This window comes from Pseudotenacibaculum haliotis, from assembly GCF_042684245.1.
Taxonomy (GTDB): Bacteria; Bacteroidota; Bacteroidia; order Flavobacteriales; family Flavobacteriaceae; genus Polaribacter; species Polaribacter haliotis_A.
Genome location: NZ_JBHULH010000002.1, coordinates 1 through 20,625, shown reverse-complemented (window position 1 = coordinate 20,625; position 20,625 = coordinate 1). Strand labels below are relative to the sequence as shown.

Annotated in this window: 12 protein-coding genes; 7 read left to right on the top strand and 5 right to left on the bottom strand. The window is 38.5% G+C overall.

What is annotated here, in order from left to right:
* Nucleotides 1-3: 3 nt before the first annotated feature.
* Complete coding sequence (locus ACFSRZ_RS05440) at nucleotides 4-993, bottom strand: AAA family ATPase (RefSeq protein ID WP_379665516.1); 990 nt, start codon at nucleotides 991-993, stop codon at nucleotides 4-6.
* A 301-nt stretch (nucleotides 994-1,294) separates the two neighbouring features.
* On the opposite strand from ACFSRZ_RS05440, the gene ACFSRZ_RS05435 reads away from it, so the two are divergent.
* The 4 genes from ACFSRZ_RS05435 to ACFSRZ_RS05420 all read left to right on the top strand — a co-directional run bounded on the left by ACFSRZ_RS05435 (nucleotide 1,295) and on the right by ACFSRZ_RS05420 (nucleotide 7,128).
* Nucleotides 1,295-4,162, top strand: a complete 2,868-nt coding sequence (locus ACFSRZ_RS05435; RefSeq protein WP_379665515.1) for a TonB-dependent receptor — start codon at nucleotides 1,295-1,297, stop codon at nucleotides 4,160-4,162.
* A gap of 16 nt (nucleotides 4,163-4,178) precedes the next feature.
* Nucleotides 4,179-5,000 carry a hypothetical protein gene (locus ACFSRZ_RS05430; protein WP_379665514.1) on the top strand — a complete coding sequence of 274 codons (822 nt, stop codon included), beginning with the start codon at nucleotides 4,179-4,181 and terminating at the stop codon, nucleotides 4,998-5,000.
* Nucleotides 5,001-5,024: 24 nt separating this feature from the next.
* On the top strand, nucleotides 5,025-5,780 hold the full coding sequence (locus ACFSRZ_RS05425) for a hypothetical protein (RefSeq protein WP_379665513.1): 756 nt from the start codon (nucleotides 5,025-5,027) through the stop codon (nucleotides 5,778-5,780).
* A gap of 70 nt (nucleotides 5,781-5,850) precedes the next feature.
* Nucleotides 5,851-7,128 carry a pyridoxal phosphate-dependent aminotransferase gene (locus tag ACFSRZ_RS05420; RefSeq protein WP_379665512.1) on the top strand — a complete coding sequence of 426 codons (1,278 nt, stop codon included), beginning with the start codon at nucleotides 5,851-5,853 and terminating at the stop codon, nucleotides 7,126-7,128.
* Here the strand turns inward: ACFSRZ_RS05420 and ACFSRZ_RS05415 are convergent.
* Genes ACFSRZ_RS05415 through ACFSRZ_RS05400 form a run of 4 tightly spaced genes read right to left on the bottom strand, consistent with a single transcriptional unit; the run spans nucleotide 7,125 to nucleotide 10,518 of the window.
* The gene (locus ACFSRZ_RS05415; RefSeq protein ID WP_379665511.1) at nucleotides 7,125-7,883 is read right to left on the bottom strand and encodes a UDP-2,3-diacylglucosamine diphosphatase; all 759 of its coding nucleotides are present in this window, start codon (nucleotides 7,881-7,883) and stop codon (nucleotides 7,125-7,127) included. The genes ACFSRZ_RS05420 and ACFSRZ_RS05415 overlap by 4 nt on opposite strands.
* Nucleotides 7,884-7,898: 15 nt before the next feature.
* Nucleotides 7,899-9,473 carry a S41 family peptidase gene (locus ACFSRZ_RS05410; protein ID WP_379665510.1) on the bottom strand — a complete coding sequence of 525 codons (1,575 nt, stop codon included), beginning with the start codon at nucleotides 9,471-9,473 and terminating at the stop codon, nucleotides 7,899-7,901.
* On the bottom strand, nucleotides 9,460-9,891 hold the full coding sequence (locus ACFSRZ_RS05405) for a deoxycytidylate deaminase (protein ID WP_379665509.1): 432 nt from the start codon (nucleotides 9,889-9,891) through the stop codon (nucleotides 9,460-9,462). The genes ACFSRZ_RS05410 and ACFSRZ_RS05405 overlap by 14 nt, the downstream gene beginning before the upstream one ends.
* Nucleotides 9,892-9,936: 45 nt before the next feature.
* A complete protein-coding gene (locus ACFSRZ_RS05400) occupies nucleotides 9,937-10,518 on the bottom strand; it encodes a HupE/UreJ family protein (protein WP_379665508.1) in 582 nt (193 codons plus the stop codon).
* Nucleotides 10,519-10,774: 256 nt separating this feature from the next.
* On the opposite strand from ACFSRZ_RS05400, the gene ACFSRZ_RS05395 reads away from it, so the two are divergent.
* The 3 genes from ACFSRZ_RS05395 (at nucleotide 10,775) to ACFSRZ_RS05385 (ending at nucleotide 20,582) form a co-directional block, all read left to right on the top strand.
* Nucleotides 10,775-11,344 (top strand): phage tail protein, encoded by a 570-nt coding sequence (locus tag ACFSRZ_RS05395; RefSeq protein WP_379665507.1) that lies wholly within the window; start codon nucleotides 10,775-10,777, stop codon nucleotides 11,342-11,344.
* A gap of 26 nt (nucleotides 11,345-11,370) precedes the next feature.
* A complete protein-coding gene (locus ACFSRZ_RS05390; RefSeq protein WP_379665506.1) occupies nucleotides 11,371-11,940 on the top strand; it encodes a phage tail protein in 570 nt (189 codons plus the stop codon).
* Nucleotides 11,941-12,122: 182 nt separating this feature from the next.
* Nucleotides 12,123-20,582: a YDG domain-containing protein gene (locus ACFSRZ_RS05385; protein WP_379665505.1), complete on the top strand. Its 8,460-nt coding sequence runs from the start codon at nucleotides 12,123-12,125 to the stop codon at nucleotides 20,580-20,582.
* Nucleotides 20,583-20,625: the final 43 nt, after the last annotated feature.

Genomic DNA, 20,625 nt, shown 5'->3' with positions numbered 1-20,625 from the left:
GTTCTATGGAACTTCTATTTCATTGATGATGGAATTTATAATATCGATTGATGAAATATTTTCTGCTTCTGCTTCGTAGGTAATTCCAATTCTATGTCTTAGTACGTCATAAACAACGGCTCTTACATCTTCAGGAATTACATACCCTCTTCTTTTAATGAAAGCATAACATTTAGCAGCTTTCGCTAAATTGATACTTCCCCTTGGAGAGGCACCAAAACTAATAAGAGGAGCAAGGTTTGCTAAGTTGTATCTATCCGGATATCTAGTAGCAAAGATGATATCAAGAATGTATTTTTCAATTTTTTCATCCATGTAAACCTCGTTAACAGCCTCTCTTGCTTTTAAGATCTGATCGATAGAAACCACAGGGTTTACACTAGAAAACCCACCATTTAGATTTTGACGCATAATAGTTTGCTCATCTTCTAATTTTGGATAATCGATCACAGCTTTTAACATAAAACGGTCTACTTGAGCTTCCGGTAAAGGATATGTTCCTTCTTGTTCTACCGGGTTTTGAGTTGCCATTACTAAGAACGGCTCATCCAGTTTAAAGGTTTCGTCTCCAATGGTGATCTGACGCTCCTGCATGGCTTCTAATAATGCCGATTGTACTTTAGCAGGTGCACGGTTGATCTCATCTGCCAAAACGAAGTTGGCAAAAATAGGTCCTTTCTTAATGGAAAAATCGTTCTCTTTTACATTGTAGATCATTGTTCCTACAACATCGGCAGGAAGTAAATCCGGTGTAAATTGAACCCTGCTAAAAGTTCCTTGTACAGCTTTAGAAAGTGTATTAATGGCTAAGGTTTTTGCCAACCCTGGAACTCCTTCAAGTAAGATATGACCATTTCCTAACAGGCCAATCAGTAGTCGCTCTATCATTTGCTTTTGACCCACGATTACTTTATTCATTTCAGAGGTAAGTAAATCTACAAAAGCACTCTCTCTTTCTATTTTTTCATTGATAACTCTAACGTCTACATCCATTTTAATTACGAGGTTTTAACAGTTTAAAATCGAAAAACAAAGCTACAATAATAGGAATTTTTACATTGTTAAAGATAGGTTAAACCTCCCTCGAGGTAAATTCACAAAATTTTTGAGCTTTGAGATTGTTAGAAATCTTTAATGAAAATTTATCATTAATTATGTAAAAAGGCAAGTTTCGTAATAAAACATTAACAAATGGATGTAAAAGATGGCAAATTGGTAATAATAAGGTAATTAGTTCTTGTTTTTCTCAAAAAAAAAAGTAACTTTCGTTCTTTAATCAATCAACCATATTTATATGAAACACAATGACTTTTTAAAAATTTTCACGGTTGTATTTTTATTCTTGGGGGCAATTTCTTTAGGCGCTCAAACAATAAAAGGAAAGGTAACAGATTCTAGCGGAGAAGGGTTATCTTTTATGAATGTCGTGGAAAAAGGAACTACGAATGGAACTACCACAGATGAGAATGGTGAGTTTTCATTAAATGTACAAAAATTACCTACTGTAATTGTTGTATCATCATTAGGATTTAAAACTACTGAGAAAAGAGTTACGGATACGAGCTATATAACGATCGTATTAGAAGAAGATAATGTAGCTCTAGACGAAGTAGTACTGGTTGGATCAAGAAATAAAAATAGGACTGTAGCCAATACGCCGGTTCCTATTGATATTATTGATGTTTCTGAATTAGTTAACGCTGGACCACAGATTACTGTAAATGACATATTAAACTATGTCGCCCCCTCATTTACATCGACCACGCAAACTATTTCTGACGGAACCGACCATATCGATCCTGCATCTGTAAGAGGTTTAGGACCAGACCAAGTTTTGGTATTAGTTAACGGAAAAAGAAGACACAATTCTGCTTTGGTAAACGTTAACAGTACTGTAGGACGTGGTAGTGTAGGAACTGACATGAATGCGATTCCAGCATTTGCCATTAAAAGAATTGAATTACTAAAAGACGGTGCTGCTGCACAGTATGGTAGTGATGCTATTGCCGGTGTAATCAATATTGTATTAAAGGATACAGAAGGATTTGAGATTGCTGTTAATACAGGATCTAACTGGGGAAGTGAAACTAACAATCAAGACGGAGGTCTTGATGGAGAAAACTTCCAAATCAATGCAAACTACGGATTACCAATTGGAGACAAAGGAGGATTCATCAACTTTACTGGTGAATTGTCTACAAGAGCTCCTTCATCTAGAGCAGGAAAAGACGGATTTACAGGATCTATCTTTAACGCTGCAAACTCTATCGAGTGGATTGGATTGAACAGTGGACTAGGGTCTGACATTACTGGGTATTCTTTAGGAGAAATTAAATTATTAGCACAGGGAGTTACTCACTTCGACATTGCTTTAAAGAACCAAATCAATGCCGCAGGTTCTATTACTGATTTACAATCAATTTTAAACTTTGATACTACAGATGCTGAATTAGGTGTTAGAAGCTTAACAAGAAGCGATTTCAGTATGAGAGTAGGACAATCTCAATTGAGAAACGGAAAATTCTTCGCTAACATGGAGATTCCTTTATCTGAAGACATGGCGTTCTATGCATTTGGAGGAATTAGCTATAGAAGAGGTAATGCCGGAGGATTCTACAGAAGACCAGATCAATCAAGAGCATTCACAGGATTGTATCCGGGAGGTTTCTTACCTGAGATCAATAGTGATGTAAAAGACAAGTCTGTAGCTGTAGGAATTAGAGGAAAGCAAGGTGACTGGGATATCGATTTCAGTAACACTTGGGGTCAAAACTCATTTGACTTTACAATCAGCAATTCAAACAATGCAACGTTGTTGAATAGCTCACCGCTTACTGCATATGCAGGAGGGTTCTCTTTTGCACAAAACACTACTAACTTAGATATCTCTCAATATTTTGAAGACACTTTCGAAGGATTAAACGTAGCTTTTGGAGCAGAGTACAGATTAGAGAACTATAACATTTTCCAAGGACAAGAAGAGTCTTGGGCAACATATGATATTAACGGAAACATTTGGGATGGGTCTGCAGCTACTCAAGTAGTAGATTTCTTTGGAAATGCAAGACCGGGAGGAATTCAAGTATTCCCAGGATTTAGACCAGAGAACGAAAGAAACGCACACAGAAACAGTTATGCATTCTATGCTGATGTTGAAGCAGATCTTTCTGAGACTTGGTTAGTTTCTGGAGCACTTAGATATGAGAATTATAGTGATTTTGGATCTACATTAAACTGGAAGTTGGCAACCAGAGTAAAATTAAGTGAGAACTTAAACTTTAGAGCTGCTGCAAGTACAGGATTTAGAGCACCATCATTACACCAACAAAACTTTAACGCTACTAGTACAAACTTCATCAACGGTATTCCAAATGAAGTAGGAACATTCTCTAACGATAGTAGAATTGCAAGCATTTTAGGAATTCCACAATTAAAAGAGGAAGAATCTTTTAGTGCAAGCTTAGGATTTACAGCTAAAATCCCTGATGCAAACTTAACGTTAACTATTGACGGATTCTATACTGGAATCGAAGATAGAGTAGTGTTAACAGGAAACTTCTCTAGACCAGACACGGCTAGTGAATTACAGACATTGTTCGATCAAGCAAATGCTACAAGAGCACGTTTCTTTGCAAATGCTATTGATACCGAAACAAAAGGAATTGATATTGTGATCTCTCACAGAGCAAATATCTCTGACTTAAGATTAACTAGTGATTTTGCATTCTCTTATGCAAAAACAAACAGAGTAGATGACATTCACGCTTCTCAACAATTAGCGAGTCAAATCGATACTTACTTTGGAGAGAGGGAATCTTATTTCTTAGAATTAGCTCAACCAAGAGTTAAAGCGAACTTAGGACACTTACTTCAGGCTGATAAATGGAATGTATTTGTAAGAAATTCATTCTTTGGATCAGTATTTAACCCTGATGGAGATCACCAAGAGTTTGGTTCGAAGATAATTACGGATCTTTCATTTGGATACGACCTTACAGATAACTTATCACTTACTGTAGGATCGAGCAATATTTTTGACGTTTACCCAGATGAGACACCATCTAACTTAACAAGTGGAAACAACTTTATCTATCCACGTGTTACTTCTCAGTTTGGAATCAATGGTAGAACGATCTTTGGAAGATTAAACTTTAAACTGTAATTCAAAAATTAAACAAATGAAAAATTTAAAATATATCATCTATTTCTTCTCTTTGGCACTTATATTTTCATGTGGCGAAGATGATGTAGATAGTATCACAAATCCAGGAACTTTTACTGATTCTAATCAAGTAAATATTGGATTTACAGATAGTAATGACGGAATGTTGTTGCTAGAAGACGGAGGAACTGTTACCTATACAGTTACGTTAAGCGAAGCTTTGGCAGCAGACGCTACTGTAAGTTTTGCAATGTCTTCTTCAGATGGATCGGCAGAGGCTAGCTTTAGCTCTGTTGTAATCTCTGCAGGAAGTACTTCGGCAGATGTAACAGTTACATTTACTGATGATGGACAAAATGATTCTGCAGGTGAGGTAAATACATTTACTATTGCAAATGTAGAATACCCTAGTTCTCCTACATTGTACCTAACGTATGATGGGAGTTCTAGAACTTCTAATGTATTCGATACATTACCATTAATTGTAGATACAATTGCCGGAGATGTAGCAATCAGATTAGATTGGGCAGGATCTGAAGATTTGGATCTTTATTTAAGAGATGAGCCAGGATTTGCTGGAGGTAACCCTAACATCGATTTTAGTTGGTTCGGTCAACCTGAAACAATGACAATGCCAGGTGCTTTAGGAGATGGAGAATACTATATTGGTGTAGATAACTTTAATGTTACTCCGCCATATTCAGTAGCATGTACTTTAGTAGTTACTTTCCCTGACGGGCAGAGTGAACTTCTTTTATCAGAGTTAACAGATTTTATCTGGATTAAAGTAACGAAGGAAACTACCGCTACAGGTGTTAGATATCTTATCAATATATAATCCAAACTAACTAAACTAAAAAACATGAAACATATATATAAATTAAGCTTATTAGTATTAGCGGTGTTCACATTTACAGGTTGTGCTATAGATGATGATGATCCGGTAGTAAGCAATGAGAGAGACCTAGTTATTGGGTTAAATAGAACAGGTATTATTGCAGTACCAGACGATACAACAGTATATCAGTTAGGAATTAACTTTACAGATGTAATTCCAGAGTTGTCTAGACTTTTCTATACTGTTGATGGTGTAGAGCAAGCTCTAACGTTAAACACAGGAACTTCTACAGCAACCATTCCAATTACATTTGCAGCAGATGAGAATTCTCACGAAGTTGTATTAACTGGATTTACCATTATCAATGGAGCTGCTCAAGATATTAATGCAGTAGTATCAAGTAGTAACTCAGCTACGATTGCTAAGCAAGGAACATTTGTTGCTACAATCACGTGGCCGGGAACTTCAGATTTGGATGTTGGATTACAGCCAATGACAGCTGCTTGGGGAAGTACTTTCGCTTGGATCGATACAAGTCTTGGAGTAACCAATACAGAAGTATTAGAAGGTTCTCCGCTTCCTGATGGAAACTATGCGATCTTCTTCCAGTATTTCGGAGCTGCAGCACCAGAAGCTGTTACTGTTGAGATGTTAACTGCTATTGGAGTGTTAACAACCAACATTAACGTAACTGCTGATGGAAATGCGATTTGGTTTACGAAATCAACTGATGGAGACGGAAATATTTCATATTCAATCTTTACAGAAGACCCAGCTTAATAAATTATTAAGTATACAATAAAGAAAGAGGCTGGTTTTCCAGCCTCTTTTTTAATACCATAAATATAAAATGAAGATCAATAAAGACATCTTTAGCTTAAAACCTTCTGCAACCTTGGAGATCAACGAAAAGGTAAAAGCGTTGAGAAAAGAAGGACAAACAATCAATCATTTTGGGTTTGGACAATCGCCTTTTCCAATTCATGACGAAATAGTTAACGAACTCAAAGACCACGCAACAAATAATCATTATTTGCCTGTTGACGGACTTGAAGAATTAAGATCTCAGGTATCTGAATTTTTATCAAAAAATCAAGGAATCAATGCAGAGAAAGAGCAGATTTTTATTGGACCTGGAAGTAAAGAATTACTATATCAATCCATTCTTATTTTTGAAGGCCATTTTTTGATTCCGAAAGGAAGCTGGGTAAGCTACATTCCGCAAATCAAATCCAAAGGAGGAGCATACTCAATCCTAGAAACAAGTATTGAGCATGATTTCAAACTTACTGCGCAAGGGTTAGAAGAGTTTATTCAGGAACATGATAAGCAAGAGCAATACATCTTGATCCTTAATTCACCTAACAATCCAACGGGAGCTATTTATACCGATGAAGAGTACAAAGAACTAGCTGAGGCTTGTAGGAAACATGAAATTATTGTGTTGTCTGATGAGATTTACTCTCAGGTCAATTTTGACAAGGATCACGCCTGTAGTATTTCTTCATACTATCCGGAAAAAACGATTGTTTTTGGAGGGTTAAGCAAGGTGTTTTCTGCAGGAGGATACCGATTAGGTTATATGGTTTTGCCAAAGGAATTTGCTTCGTTAACTAAGGTATATCGCTCTTTGTTTAGTGAAACCTTTAGCTGTGTAGCATCACCTGTACAATATGCTGCTGTGAAAGCATATAAGTATTCCGAAGATATACAGAAATACGTTTCAGAAGCTTCTGTTATCCTATCAGGAGTTTCTTCATTTATCTTTCAGCAATTAACAGCATATCGTATTACATGTACAAACCCGAGAGGAGCTTTTTATATGATGATTGGGTTTGATCAGTTTCAAGACCAGATCAACGCTTTAGGAATACGCACAAGTAAAGAGCTGGCAATTTATTTATTAGAAGAATACCAAGTGGCTTTGTTACCGGCATCCGATTTTGGGTTTCAAGAAAATGAGCTGTTCTTTCGTTTGGCTTTTGTAGATTTTGATGGAACAAAAGCAATGATGGCTTATCGAGAAAAAGGAACTGTAAATATCGATTTTCTTAAGCAAGAATGCCCAAACATGTACAAGGGAGTATATCAGTTGGTAAAATTTGTAAATGCGCTAAAAACCGATTAAAACTCTTTCAGTTTAAAGGTTTTCATGAACTCACCATACGTATAGTACTTGATCCAATCTCCAAGGTTGATGTACTTGCTTTTGTCATTTAGGCTGATATCTAAAGGAAGGTGTCTATGCCCAAAAATGAAAAAGTCGTAATGCTTTTGTGTGAGTTTTCTGTGACAGTATTGAACCAGCCATTCGTTATCATTTCCTAAGAACTGAGCATCTTCATCTCCAGAGATCAATTTGTTTTTAACAGAAAGGTATTGCCCTAATTTTACACCCCAATCCGGATGCAACCAACGAAACATCCACTGAAAAAGAGGAAAGGTAAAAACCTTTTTCATTCGTTTGTAGCCTTTGTCTCCAGGGCCTAAACCATCTCCATGTCCAATTAAAAAAAGCTTTCCGTTAATCTCAAATTCTTGTGGTTGATGATAGACAGGAATGTTTAGCTCTTTGTCAAAATAATCACGCATCCATAAATCGTGGTTTCCTACAAAAAAGTAAATGGGAATTCCGGAATCTCTAATCTCTGCAAGTTTTCCTAAAACACGTACAAACCCTTTTGGAACTACTGTCTTGTATTCGAACCAAAAGTCGAAGAGATCTCCCAATAAGAAAATAGCTTCGGCATCTTCTTTTACGGTGTCTAACCAAGAAACAAACTTTTTTTCTCTAGGTAAACTAGCTTCTGGAGTAGGTGCCCCTAAATGTTGATCAGAGGCAAAGTATATCTTCTTATTTTCAGAAGTCTGAATTGTAATCATTACTACAAAGTAACACTATTCCTTTTTAGAATCCAATTCTAAAACCTTTTGAAGCATTTTGTCGTTTGTATGAATAATCCTGTAGAAGCCAACATCGCCAAACAATTCGTTTGCAATAGAGGCTTTTATGTATCTGCGTAAGGTTTCTATAGTGCGATAAGAATTTGATGTATTGATTTCTTTTATTCTAGCTAAGTAAGATTGAAAAACAGTATCGTCTTTATCGAAATTCTCCACAAAATTATCCAAAGTCCATTTTTCTGTGATCTCTTTTCGATTCTTGTCTACATAATCAAAAGCAAAATTGCTAGCTGTTCTAAAGTAAAAGTTGTTTAAATAAGCAGTAGTGTCTACTGCAACAAAAACATCGGGAATAATTCCACCACCACCATAAACAACCTTCCCTTTAGGAGTCGTGTATTGTAGTGAGTCTACAACAGGAATGCTGTCTTGACTTAACAGCTCACCATTTTTAATTCTCTTTTGATAATCTTTATAGTAGCTGTCATCTCCGTTTTTAGAATAAGGCTTTTGAATAGATCTTCCTGTAGGGGTATAATATCTGGCAGTTGTTAAACGAACAGCAGATCCATCACCCAGATCCATTTCTATTTGTACCAAACCTTTACCGAAAGAACGACGTCCAATAATGGTTCCTTTGTCGTTGTCTTGCAAAGCTCCGGCAACAATTTCGGAAGCAGAAGCAGAGTTTTCATCAATAAGTACGTACAACCCTCCTTTTTCGAAATCTCCTCTTGCAGAGGCATAAGATTTGTCAATTTTTCCTTTGTTGTTTTTAGTGAAAACAATGAGTTTATCATCCTCTAAGAACTCGTCAACAATTCGGGTAGCAATATCTACAAAACCTCCGCCATTACCACGTAGATCTAAGATAAGGTCTTCCATTCCCTGATCTTTCAACTCTGTTAGCGCAGATTTGAACTCTCGATACGTATTACGGGCAAAACGATCTAATTTGATGTACCCAATATGATTATTTACCATATAAGAAAGATCAACACTCTTAATGTTTACCTTCCCTCTTTTAATGTCTACAGTAAACAAAGAATCATTGGTTTTTCTATACACCTGAAGTTTTACATTGGTGTTGGACTGACCTTTTAAAAATTTAGGAATGTCATTACTTGTTAGTTTTTTCCCTGAAAGAGTGTCTTTATCAGCTGCAATGATGCGATCTCCTGCCTTGATACCGGCTTTGATACTAGGACCACCTTTCATCGGTTGAATTACAGTGATGGAGTCGTTGATCATTCGAAACTGAACTCCAATCCCAACAAAATTTCCTTGCATGTTTTCCTGAACAGCTTGCAAGTTCTCTTTTGGAATGTATACAGAATGAGGGTCTAGTTTTCCCAGCATTTGAGTAATAGCCTCATCTAAAAGATTGTCGGTATTAACATCATCAACATAATCGCGTTCAATATAATCCATCAAACGCTTGATCTTGGCTTCATTTTTAGAGCCGCTATTCAAAGATAATCCACTAGAGCCTCCGCTAAAAAAAGTACCAATTAAGATACCTAGTACGGTTGCTAGAGATAGATATATGGGAATGTTATTCTTGTTCATCTATTGGTAAATACGTAAGTTCTACACCTGCTTTTTCTAAAAATTCTAAACCGCTGGTATCTCTGTAAGATCTAGAGTAAACCACTCTTTTAATTCCTGCCTGATGAATGAGTTTACTACATTGTCTGCAAGGAGAAAGTGTGATGTATAAAGTTGCTCCTTCTGAAGACTGAGTTGAGGCGGCTACTTTTAAAATAGCATTTGCCTCGGCATGTAGCACTTCCCATTTGGTAAGTCCCTCTTCATCCTCACAACAATTGTCAAAACCTGTGGGTGTACCGTTAAAACCATCAGAGATGATCATTCTACCCTTTACGATCAATGCACCTACTTGTTTACGTTCACAGTGCGATAATTTCCCCCACTCATAAGCCATTCTCAGATAGGCTTTGTCGTATTTGAGTTGTTTAGAATTCATGAAAGCTAAAAATACAGAGATTTAAAAAACAAGAACGTTAATTATTTACCAAAAAACTCGTTCGATCATCATTGGAATGGTAAATCCAATAACAATAGATGAAGCCACCAAAACCCAATCGCGTTTGGTAACTCTGAAGAAATTTTGAAGGAGTGTGCCAATAATTAAAATTCCAAAAACTATAATGACCTGAGAAGCTTCAATTCCCAGAGCAAATTCTAATAAAGGTAAGAGTTTATCTTCTTCTTGACCAATCATCAAACGGAAATAATTGGAAAACCCTAAACCATGTACTAGTCCGAAGAACAAGGCGAGAAACAAATTGATTTTTTCTTTACCTGTAGAGGCTTTGTTAACACGAACTACATTGGCAAGCCCTGTAATAAAGATGGTAACAGGAATTAAAAACTCAATGATATCTACTCGTATGTTGATGACTCCATAAGCGGCCAAAGCCAGTGTTAGCGTATGACCAATGGTAAAAAAAGTAATAAGCCAAACAGCCTTTTTCCATTGGTTAAAGCTGAAAACTACAGCCAAAACGATCAAAAATAAAATATGGTCGTAGGCACTAAAATCAAGAACATGTTCTAGGCCTAATCTAAAATATAGTATAAAATCATCCATGGTGAAAAATTGATAGCATCAAATATATGAAAGAGTAACGACAATAAACTCGAAAATATATTTGTAGGTATTTCTACCTGTTTTGTGGATTGCGTATTTACTTCCTAAAAAACCATAGATCATAAAGTTAAGTTTGATATCCCTTGCCTTGTTGCTACTTTTTTGCATTAAAAAAAAGAGCAATAACACACTGAGAAGGGGATAAATTTTAGACAAAAACGGAAACTTTATTTATTAACCTTAAATACTTTACACTATGGATCCAATGATGGCATCAATTATGATTTTCGCTGGGAACTTTGCTCCGAGGGGCTGGCTCTTTTGCGATGGACAGCTATTGTCTATTAATCAGAATTCAGCATTGTTTTCTCTGTTAGGAACAACCTATGGAGGAGACGGAAGAACCACGTTTGGCCTACCAGATTTACGAGGTAGGGCAGCTATAGGACCGAGACACGGACCTGGATTATCTAACTATGTCTTAGGACAAAGAGGAGGAGTTGAAACAGTAACGTTAAACATTACTCAAATTCCTTCGCACACGCACCTTGCAAGTGTAGCACCGGGTGCAGCTCACATTCCTGTAAATACTACAGATGGAGATGCAGATTCTACAAGTCCGGCAGCAGGAGTTTTGGCAAATACGGGAGATGATTTGTATACAACATCTGCTCCAAACGGAACGTATCCGGAAGGAGCTCCTGTAACAGGAACTACTGTTACAAATTTACCGACAGGAGGAAATCAATGGCATACAAATATTCAGCCATTTTTAGCAATCAATTACATCATTGCTACAGTTGGATTCTTCCCATCTAGAAGTTAATTATTAACCTTAAAATTTATTACATTATGGATCCAATGTTGGCATCGATTATGATTTTCGCAGGAAACTTTGCCCCTAGGGGTTGGGCTTATTGCGATGGACAACTATTAGCTATCAATAGCCATACGGCGTTGTTCTCTTTATTAGGAACAACCTATGGAGGAGATGGAAGAACTACGTTTGCTTTACCTGATTTACGAGGTAGAGTTGCCATAGGACCGAGACACGGACCTGGATTATCTAACTATGTCTTAGGACAAAGAGGAGGAGTTGAAACAGTAACATTGACTCAGCTTCAAATTCCTTCTCATACACACTTGGCATCGGTTGTTGAAGGTGCAGCTCACATTCCTGTAAATACTACAGATGGAGATGCAGATTCTACAAGTCCGGCAGCAGGAGTTTTGGCAAATACAGGAGATGATTTATATACAACATCTGCTCCAAACGGATATTATGGAGCTACAGCACCTGTAATAGGTACTTCAATTACCAATTTACCTACTGGTGGAAGCCAATGGCATACAAATATTCAGCCATATTTAGCAATCAATTATATCATTGCTATGGAAGGGTATTATCCGTCAAGAAGCTAAAAACTAATTAGATATGTGTAAAATGCCAGAAGTTTCCTTCTGGCATTTTTTATGTTTCATAGGTAAAAACACCTATTTTTTTAAGATTCTTTAATGTGGTTCTAAAGGAGTTACCCCTTTTTTTCTTAATTTTAACCGCCCTCGAATTTTGAAAAGGACAGTTATACTAATCAAACAAAACTATGAACAAAATTACTCGTGTAATTGTATCGTTTGCCCTAACGATATTTTTTTACAATCAAACTTTTGCGCAAGACCAGAACGGCTCCATTGATGCCGCAGGTGATATCGCCATTGTAGCTTACCATGCTGATGATGGTTCTTCAGGAGAAGAAGATGGATTTTCTTTTATCCTCTTAGATGATGCTCCCAACGGAACACAAATTCGTTTTATAGACGAAGAGTGGAATGGAACCGGTTTTGGAACTGGAGAAGGAGATCTTTTATGGGAAAACAATACAGGAAGTACTATTTCTGCCGGAACGGTCATCAGCATTTATGATGCAGATGGAGCAACAGAATCTGCCTCATTAGGAACAGTAGATGAGGTAGATGCAGGATTTAATTTAGGTTCAGCAGAAGATTTTGTTGCCGTTACAGGAACAAGAGCCTCACCGGGAACTTTTTTAACAGCTACTGAAGGAAGCGATGGAGTTCCTTTTAATAGTTCAGGAACAGGATTATCTTCAAGCCAAATTTTATCTTTCTCAGGAGAAGGAAGATATACAGGTCTTACTACGTGTAACAGTACCATAGGAGATTGTTTAACTCAAGTCTATAATACAGGAACCAACTGGGTTTTTGGAGATTATACACATAGTGGTAGTGTCGTTTCAAATTTTACAGGAAGTGCTTTTTCACCACCTTGTACAGCGCCTACAGCTCAGGTAACGACAATAATAGTTACGCGACCAGCCAGTAGTACTTCGTTATCGTTCAATAGTTTTACAGCACCTGCAGGAGGTGCAGATGGATATGCCATCTACATGAATACTTCGGCTAGTTTTACAGCGCCCAGTGACGGGGATGAACCTACAGCAGATACAAGTTGGAATGGCTCCGGGCAACAGGCCATTTATTTTGGAACCTCAGCCTCACCGAGTGTTACAATAACAGGGTTAAATCCCGCAACTACCTATCACTTCATAGTATATGCATACAATGATTGTTCAGGAGTAGAAACCTATGAAACTACAGGAGGAAGTACTACTCAGGCAACTAGGTCGCAAACCATGACAATTACACAGAGTGCAACCCCTATTCTGAATGGAGGTACTTATGATTTTGGAGATGTTACCGTAGGTAGTAACTCAACAGTAACTTTTACGATCACCAACCTTCAAGGGGCTACAGACTTAGCAGTAACCACTCCTTTAAGCCCAACAGGAACAGGATATTCGGTAACTAGTCAGCCTGGTAATACTGTAACTTCAGCATCGGGAACTACGACCTTTAATGTACGTCTTGAACCGGCAGGAGCAGGAGCTACCGCTGGATCTCTTAGTATTGATACTGATGACCCTAACGATGATCCTTTTGTAATTAATTTCACCGGAAATGGAGTTATTGCTTCAGACACAACACCTCCGGCATTTGAAAATAGTACACCAAGCTCTTCTTCAGTTACACAAACCGGCTTTACTTTAAGTACAGATATTGATGAAGCAGGAACAATTTATTACGTCGTCGTCGCAGATGGTGCGACAGCACCAACCTCTGCAGAAGTCAAAGCAGGAACAGGAAGTGGGGGCTCCGGACAGGTCACCTCGGGCAATCAGGCCGTCAATTCAGGAGGATTTACTCACGATTTTAGCGTTACAAGTTTGACAGGAGGAACAGCATATGATGTATATGTGGCTGCAGAAGATGATGAAGGAAGCCCGAATCTTCAAACCAGCCCTACAAAAGTAGACGTAACAACAACTGCAATACCGTTAACTATTACCGGATTGACAGGGAATAATAAAGTATATGACGGAACTACCGCAGGAACCGCAACAGGAACGGCTACCTTAAGTGGAGTTTCCGGAGGAGATGATGTAAGTTTAAGTGGATCTCCGGTATATACATTTGCCAGTGCCAATGTAGGAACAGGAATTACCATTACGACATCAGGATTCACTTTAAGTGGAGCCGATGCAGGAAAATATACCTTAACACAACCAACATTATCTGCAGACATCACTGCAGCAACCTTAACGGTTGTTGGATTGACAGGAAATGACAAAGTATATGATGGAACTACGGCAGGAACTGCAACAGGAACTGCTACTTTAAGTGGAGTGATTGGAGCAGACGATGTAAGCATCGGAGGTTCACCGGTATTTACGTTTGCAAGTGCGAATGTAGGAACAGGAATCACGATCAACACCACAGGTTATACTATTAGTGGAACGGATTCAGGAAATTACACCTTAACACAACCTACCTTATCAGCAGATATCACTGCAGCTACTTTAACTGTTGTAGGGTTGACAGGAAACAATAAAGTATACGATGGAACTACCGCAGGAACAGCAACGGGAACTGCTACGTTAAGTGGAGTGATTGGAGCGGATGATGTGAGTTTAGGAGGTTCTCCGGTATTTACGTTTGCAAGCGCGAATGTAGGAACAGGAATCACGATCAACACCACAGGTTACACCATTAGCGGAACGAAATCAGGCAATTATACCTTAACACAACCAACGTTATCAGCAGATATCACTGCAGCTACTTTAACCGTAGTGGGCTTAACAGGAAATGACAAAGTATATGATGGAACTACGGCAGGAACTGCAACAGGAACTGCTACCTTAAGTGGAGTGATTGGAGCAGATGATGTAAGTATTGGAGGTTCACCAGTATTTACGTTTGCAAGTGCGAATGTAGGAACAGGAATCACGATCAATACCACAGGTTATACTATTAGTGGAACGGATTCAGGAAATTACACCTTAACACAACCTACCTTATCAGCAGATATCACAGCAGCAACCTTAACGGTTGTTGGATTGACAGGAAATGACAAAGCTTATGACGGAACCACAGCAGCAACAGCAACAGGAACGGCTACCTTAAGCGGAGTGATTGGAGCGGACGATGTGAGTTTAGGAGGTTCACCGGTATTTACGTTTGCAAGTGCGAATGTAGGAACAGGAATCACGATCAACACTACAGGTTACACCATTAGTGGAACAGATTCAGGAAACTATAGCTTAACACAACCTACTTTATCAGCAGATATTACAGGAATAGCCGTAACCATTACCGGATTAACAGGAAATGACAAAGTGTATGATGGAACTACAGCAGGAACAGCAACAGGAACGGCTACCTTAAGTGGAGTTTCCGGAGGAGATGATGTAAGTTTAAGTGGATCTCCGGTATATACCTTTGCAAGTGCCAATGTAGGAACAGGAATTACGATTACGACATCAGGATTCACATTAAGTGGAGCCGATGCAGGAAAATATACCTTAACACAACCAACATTATCTGCAGACATCACTGCAGCTACCTTAACGGTTGTTGGATTGACAGGAAATGACAAAGTATATGATGGAACTACGGCAGGAACTGCAACAGGAACTGCTACCTTAAGTGGAGTGATTGGAGCAGACGATGTAAGCATCGGAGGTTCACCGGTATTTACGTTTGCAAGTGCGAATGTAGGAACAGGAATCACGATCAACACCACAGGTTATACTATTAGTGGAACGGATTCAGGAAATTACACCTTAACACAACCTACCTTATCAGCAGATATCACAGCAGCAAGTTTAACGGTTGTAGGATTGACAGGAAATGACAAAGTATATGATGGAACCACAGCGGCAACAGCAACAGGAACGGCTACCTTAAGCGGTATCATTGGAGCGGATGATGTGAGTTTAGGAGGTTCTCCGGTATTTACGTTTGCAAGCGCGAATGTAGGAACAGGAATCACGATCAATACTACAGGTTACACCATTAGTGGAACGGATTCAGGAAATTACACCTTAACACAACCTACCTTATCAGCAGATATCACAGCAGCTACCTTAACCGTAGTAGGCTTAACAGGAGATAACAAGGCATATGACGGAACCACAGCAGCTACAGCTACAGGAACACCGGTTATATCAGGAATTATAGGAGCCGATGATGTAATCTTATCGGGTACACCAGTCTTTACATTTGCCAGTGCCAATGTAGGAACGGGAATTACGATCAACACATCAGGAGTTAGTTTGAGTGGAACGGATTCTGGAAATTATACCTTAACACAGCCCACATTATCCGCAGATATTACAACAGCAACCTTAACGGTTGTAGGATTAACAGGAGATGATAAAGTATATGACGGAACCACAGCGGCAACAGCTTCAGGAACCGCTACGTTAAGCGGAGTGATTGGAGCGGATGATGTAAGTATTGGAGGTTCACCAGTATTTACTTTTGCTTCTGCAGGACCGGGAACAAACATTAGTATTTCAACTACCGGATATACCATTTCAGGAACAGACTCTGGAAACTATAGCTTAACACAACCTACTTTATCAGCAGATATTTCTTTACCAACAATAGCTTTCAATTCAACAAGCAGCAATGGTGCAGAAAGTGTAAGTAGTGCGAATTTGCAGGTAGACTTAAATGCTACTGCTACTACTACCATTACGGTTGACTATGCAATTTCAGGTACAGCAACTGGAGGTAGTGATTTTGTATTGGCTGATGGAACATTAACCATTAATAGTGGAAACAATAGTGGGAATATAACAATTGCCAGTATTGTAGATGATATGATTTTGGAAGCTGACGAAACAGTAATCGTTACCTTATCAAATCCTACCAACGCAACTTTAGGAGCAAACACAAGTCATACCTATACAATTAATAATAATGATAGTGCTGCCGTAACGATTGAAGATGTAAGTGGAAATGAAAATGATGGAGCGATTACTTTAACTGCAACTTTAGACAATCCTGTTCAAGGAGGGTTTACTGTAGATGTGAGTACAGCTGACGGAACAGCAACGGTAGCTGATAGTGATTATACAGCAGTAACTAGTCAAACATTGACATTTACAGGAAATGCAGGAGAAACGCAAACCTTTACGGTTACTCCAACGACTGATACCAAGGTTGAAGCAAATGAGACTGTAACTGTAAGTCAAAGTAATTTGGCAGCAACAGGTCTATCTGTTGATATTACCGACGGAGCAACAGTAACAATCGATAATGATGATACCGCTACGGTTACAATTGAAGATGTAACTGTTGGAGAATCTGACGGATCAGCTACAGTTACCCTAACTCTAAACAATGCTGTAGATGGAGGATTTACTGTAGATGTTAGTACAGCTGACAATACAGCTACAACAGCAGGAAGCGACTATACAGCAGTAACTTCTGGAACGGAGACGTTTGCAGGAAATGCAGGAGAAACACAAACAGTAACTATTACCATTGGAAACGATGCAATTGGTGAAGAAACTGAAAACTTCACTGTTTCTATGGACAATCTAGTTCCAACAACAGTAACTGCGAGTAATATTGATATCACAGACGGAGCTACAGTAACCATTAATGATGATGATGCTCCGGTATTAACAGCAACTACACCTGCAGATGATGCAGTAGATGTTGTAATTGGAGCAAACTTGACCATGACCTATAACCAGAATGTATTTAAAGGAACTGGAAACATCTTGATCAAGGACGATAGAGACGACAGTACGATTGAATCAATAGATGTAACAGGATCTCAAGTAACTATCAACAACAATGTAGTTACCATAGATCCAAGTAGCGATTTGCCAAGTGAAACAAATATTTATGTAGAAGTACCGGCAGGAGCGTTTGAGAATTCATCAAACCAAGGAAACGATGCTATTACAGGAAATACAGCATGGAATTTTGTTACAGAAGATATTACTGCACCAACAGTAACTTTGAGTACAACAGCAAGTTCACCAACAAACCTTCCGTTTACGGTAAACATTTTGTTCTCAGAAGCTGTAACTAATTTTGATCTTACTGATATTACAGTGACTAATGGAACAGCAAGTGTATTCAATCAATTGAATGCAGTTTCATATAGCATTTTGATTACACCAACAACTGATGGTGATGTAGATGTGAGTATTGCAGCAGGAGTATTGCAAGATCAATCGTCAAACGCAAACGACAACGAAGCGTCAAATACTGTAACAATCACTTATGATATTACAAGACCTACCTTGGTAATGACAACTGGTGCAGCTGACCCTACAAACGGACCGTTTACATTAACATTTACGTTTAGTGAAGAACTAGCATCTTTTGAAGCTGCTGACCTTACATTGGTTAATGCATCGATTAGTGATTTCACAATGGTATCTAGTCTTGTATATACAGCTACAATTACACCAACTACAGATGGGGCAGTATCTGTTACATTGGAAGATGATACAGTAGAAGACAATGCAAACAATAGCAACGAAGAATCTATATTCAGTATCAATTATGATGGAACATCGCCTCTGCTTGTAATGTCTACAACTGCGGCAAACCCAACTAATGGAGCCTTTACAGTAGACTTTAACTTTAATGAGGATGTAACCGGGTTTGACATTAGTGACTTGGTTGTAGGAAATGGTGCTGCTAGTGACTTTATGGTGATTTCAGCAAGTCAATACTCAGCATTGATCACTCCAACAGTTAATGTGAATGCTAATATTACAGTAGATGTTAATGCAGGATCTGCAAATGATATTGCCGGAAACCCAAATATTCAGGCAGGACAGTTCAGTATCTCATTTGATGATATAAGACCTACAGTAGTAATTACTTCAGATGCACCAGATCCAACTAATGCATCATTTACTGCAACGATTACGTTTAATGAAGATGTTACAGGATTCGATATATCAGATATAGAAGTAGAAAATGGAACTCCAAGTAGTTTCAACGCAACTAGTGCCTCTGTATATACAGTTTTCATTACTCCTGAATTGGATGGAGCAGTAAACATAGATGTTGCAGAAAATGTAGCACAAGATGCAGCGACTAATGGAAACGAAGCAGCAACTCAATACTCTGTAGAATATGATATTACAAGACCTACAGTTGCAATTACTTCAACAGCAGCAAACCCGATCAACGGAGCTTTCACAGCAACGTTCACATTTAGTGAAGATGTAACCGGATTTGAATTAGCTGATATTACAGCAGTAAACGGAACAGCAAGTGACTTTGCAGGAACAGGATCTGTATATACAGCTACAATTACTCCGGCAACTGACGGTGTAGTTACAGTTGAGGTTCTAGAGAATGTTTCTCAAGATGCTGCAACAAATGGTAACGAAGGATCAGATGTATTTGAAATAGACTACGACGGTACAAGACCTACTGTTGTAATCACTTCAGGTGTGCCAGATCCAACAAATACATCATTTAGCGTAACGATCACATTTAGTGAAGATGTAACCGGATTTGAAATGGCAGATCTAGACTTAGGAAATGCAACAGCAAGTGACTTTGCAGGAACAGGATCTGTATATACAGCAACCATCACACCAACAGCTGATGGAGGAGTTACTGTATTAGTTCCGGAAAACGTAGCAGAAGATGCAGCAACAAACGGTAACGAAGTTTCTAATGAGTTTTCTGTATTGTATGATGCAACTAGACCTACGATTGCTATGAGTACAACGGCAGCAAGCCCGGTAAATGCACCATTTACTCTTGATATAGTATTTAGTGAAGATGTAACCGGATTTGAGATGGCTGATATTGCTATAGTTAATGGAACGCTAAGTGACTTTATAGCAACAAGTGCAAGTGTATATGCAGTAATGATCACGCCAACAGCAGCTGGAGATATCACAGTAGATATCGCAGAAAACGTAGCAGAAGATGCAGCAACTAACGGGAATGAAGCTGCACAATTTATGATCGAATACGATAATATTCCGCCAAACCCACCAACTGTTACTCACATTTCTGAGTTTACATGTAGTGGTACGGTAGCTACAACGGGAGATAATACCTTAGAGATCTTTGGAACAGCAGAAGCATTGTCTACTGTAGAGGTATTTGTTGAAGCAATTTCAGTGGGAACAGTTGTTACTGGAGATAACGGATTCTTTGAGTTCGACTACACAGGAACAACCTTGGCAGACGGAACCTATAATATTACAGCAAGAGCTACAGATATTGCAGGAAACACCGGAGATCTTTCAGCACCATTTACAATTACAATCGATACAGTAGATAGCGATAACGACGGTATTGCAGACTTCTGTGATGATGATGTAAATGGAGACGGAACATCTGACTCTGATCAGGATTGTGACGGAGATGGAATTATTGATAGTTTGGATACAGACAATAGTTCATGTCGTGCTCCAATAGAACAAACCAGAAGTTATGGATTCTCTCCAAACGGAGATGGAGTAAACGACGGATGGGTGATTGAGAATATTACAGCTTTCCCTAATAATACGGTAAGTGTGTATAGTAGATCCGGTAAGCTTGTGTTTAAGAAGAAAGGATATCAAAATGACTGGGAAGCAGTGTCGAATCAGATCAACAATAGCGGATTAGAAAACAGATTACCTGTTGGACCTTATATCTATGTAATAGATCTAGGAGATGGAGGTAGACCTCTCCGCGGATGGTTATACATTAATTATTAATAAAGCAAAATGATTCACAAACACCCAAAGAGAACAATCATGA